The 2,229-nt window shown below is 62.0% G+C and carries 5 protein-coding genes; 4 read left to right on the forward strand and 1 reads right to left on the reverse strand.

Annotated features, from left to right (window positions below; genetic code table 11):
• A partial coding sequence (locus tag GIW04_RS30040; protein ID WP_236270662.1) for a GNAT family N-acetyltransferase occupies positions 1–414 on the reverse strand: 414 nt, incomplete at its 3' end.
• A 145-nt stretch (positions 415–559) separates the two neighbouring features.
• Between GIW04_RS30040 and GIW04_RS30045 the strand changes: the two genes are divergently transcribed.
• The 4 genes from GIW04_RS30045 to GIW04_RS30060 form a co-directional block, all read left to right on the forward strand.
• Positions 560–979, forward strand: coding sequence for a YybH family protein (locus GIW04_RS30045; RefSeq protein ID WP_003193697.1), 420 nt, complete (start codon positions 560–562; stop codon positions 977–979).
• 42 nt (positions 980–1,021) lie between these two features.
• Positions 1,022–1,375, forward strand: coding sequence for a YciI family protein (locus tag GIW04_RS30050; RefSeq protein ID WP_003193695.1), 354 nt, complete (start codon positions 1,022–1,024; stop codon positions 1,373–1,375).
• 25 nt (positions 1,376–1,400) lie between these two features.
• Positions 1,401–1,877, forward strand: coding sequence for an SRPBCC family protein (locus tag GIW04_RS30055; protein WP_034134338.1), 477 nt, complete (start codon positions 1,401–1,403; stop codon positions 1,875–1,877).
• On the forward strand, positions 1,874–2,229 hold a 356-nt coding region (locus GIW04_RS30060), incomplete at its 3' end, for a sigma factor (protein WP_268939287.1). The genes GIW04_RS30055 and GIW04_RS30060, both read left to right, overlap by 4 nt.

A 2,229-nucleotide genomic window follows, 5' to 3' on the forward strand; every position in this document is an offset into this window, starting at 1 on the left:
CGCCCCCAGATACAACCCCATCGCCGCCCGATTGTGGGTGTCCACCGATAGCTCCAACCCCTTGATGTGCGGCCACGCCTCACGCGCCAGGGCGGGCAGTGCCTGCAAACATGCCTTGCCGTATCCACGCCCCTGCTGATGCCGGTCTACCTGTAGCGCGTGGAGTGTGGCGCTGTGTTCATCGGCCCAATGAGGCAGGCACGGCGGGCGCTTGAGCAGCAGGAACGCCACCGGAAGGTCATCGGCCAACAACGCAAAGCCCTTGACCCCAGGGCTTGGCTTGGCGAGCAGAGTGTTGAGCGCGCAATACATATCACCGCAAAACGGCAGTTGTTCAGGGTGAACTTCGATGGCGCCGACTTGCTGTTGTTGCACAGCATTCAGCGCCTCGTAGGCGACGAGGCGGGTTTGCATCGGGCTATCCGAACGGCTGCAAGGGAGGGGGCAGTTTATCGGGTTTGGGCCACGGGAAATTATTTTTCAGGGGGATGTCGATTTCCCTCGAGGCCATTCGACTAAGGGTGTCTTCCGTGATTGTCCACCCCAAGGAGTCATCGCCATGAGCACTGCAATCAAGAGCTTGATCGAGCAATGGAAACACGCCGTCGTCAGCCGTGATATCGATCAGATTGTCAGCTTTTACGCCGACGATATCGTCTCGTTCGACGCTGTAACCGCCCTGCAATTCAAAGGCAAGGCGGCCTACCGCGCGCACTGGGAAGCGTGCATGGAGCACTGCCCCGGGCCCGGCATCTTCGAGTTTCATGAACTGCATGTCGTCGAAGCGCCAGACAGCGCATTCGCCCATTGGCTGGCCCACTGCGGCGGCGCCGGGCCGGACGGTGAGGTGAAGGCCTGCTGGATGCGCGTAACCGCCGGCTACCAGCGTATCAATGGCCAATGGAAGGTGGTGCATGAGCACTGGTCGGCGCCGTTTGATATGCACAGCGGCACGGCGTTGTTCGACCTGAAACCTTGAGCACCGCGAACTATAGTCAGTAGTCCGAAAACGGAGAACGCCATGAAATACCTGTGCCTTATCTACAGCGACGAACAGGTGTTGCACACCTCACCCGACAGCCCCCATGACTCGGAATGTCTGGCCTACGCCGAGTCCATCCAGGCCAGCGGGCGCATGCTCGCTGCCGAGCCGCTGGAGTCGGTGACCACCGCCACCACCGTGCGCATGCGCAACGGCAAGCTGTCGATCACCGATGGGCCGTTTGCCGAAACCAAGGAGCAGCTCGCCGGGTTCTACCTGATCGACGCTAAGGACCTCAATGAAGCGCTCCAGGTGGCGGGCGGCATTCCGGCGGCCCGGGTCGGCAGTGTGGAAGTGCGCCCTGTGCGCCAATTGGATCTCTCAACACAATAATCAAAAGCCTTGAGGAGGTTTCCCCGTGAACACTCAACCCGCTCAATTTGAACTGTCCATCAGCCGCTTGATCGATGCGCCGCGCCGCCGGGTGTTTCGCGCCTGGACCGAGCCAACCCTGCTGCAACAATGGTGGGGCCCCCACGGCATGACCACCCCTGAATGCGAGATGAACCTGTGGGTCGGCGGCTTGTTCCGCACCTTGATGCGCGCGCCGGATGGCAGCGAATACCCGACCCAGGGCGTATTCCTGGAGATCGACGCGCCCAACCGCCTGGTGTTTACCGACGCGTTCATGCCGGGCTGGGTGCCTTCGGGCAAGCCGTTCATGAGCGCCGAAGTCACCTTTGAGGAGGTCGGGGGAAAGACCCTCTACACCGCCCGTGCCATGCACTGGAGTGCCGAGGACAAACAGGCCCACGAAGCCATGGGCTTTCATGACGGTTGGGGCCAGAGCCTGGACCGCCTGGTGAAGTTGGTGACCGAGGACATGGCCGATTGACCGCGCAGATCGACGCCATTTACCGCAGCGAATCACGCCGCGTGCTCGCGACGTTGATTCGCGTGCTGGGGGATTTCGACCTGGCCGAGGAGGCGCTGCATGAGGCGTTTTTTGTCGCCGTGCAGCGCTGGCCCGAGGATGGCGTGCCGGATAATCCTCGGGCGTGGCTGGTGTCCACCGGCCGCTTCAAGGCCATCGACCGCCTGCGTCGGCAGTCGCGGTTTACCCCGTTATTGGAGGAGCAGGCCGAGGCGTTGGAGGCCGCGCCTTGGAGTGATGAAGACGTGGAAGACGACCGCCTGCGCCTGATGTTCACTTGCTGCCACCCAGCGTTGGCAGCCGATGCCCAGGT

The sequence above is a fragment of the Pseudomonas sp. PA-4-8C genome, from assembly GCF_021606625.1.
Lineage (GTDB): Bacteria > Pseudomonadota > Gammaproteobacteria > Pseudomonadales > Pseudomonadaceae > Aquipseudomonas > Aquipseudomonas lactis.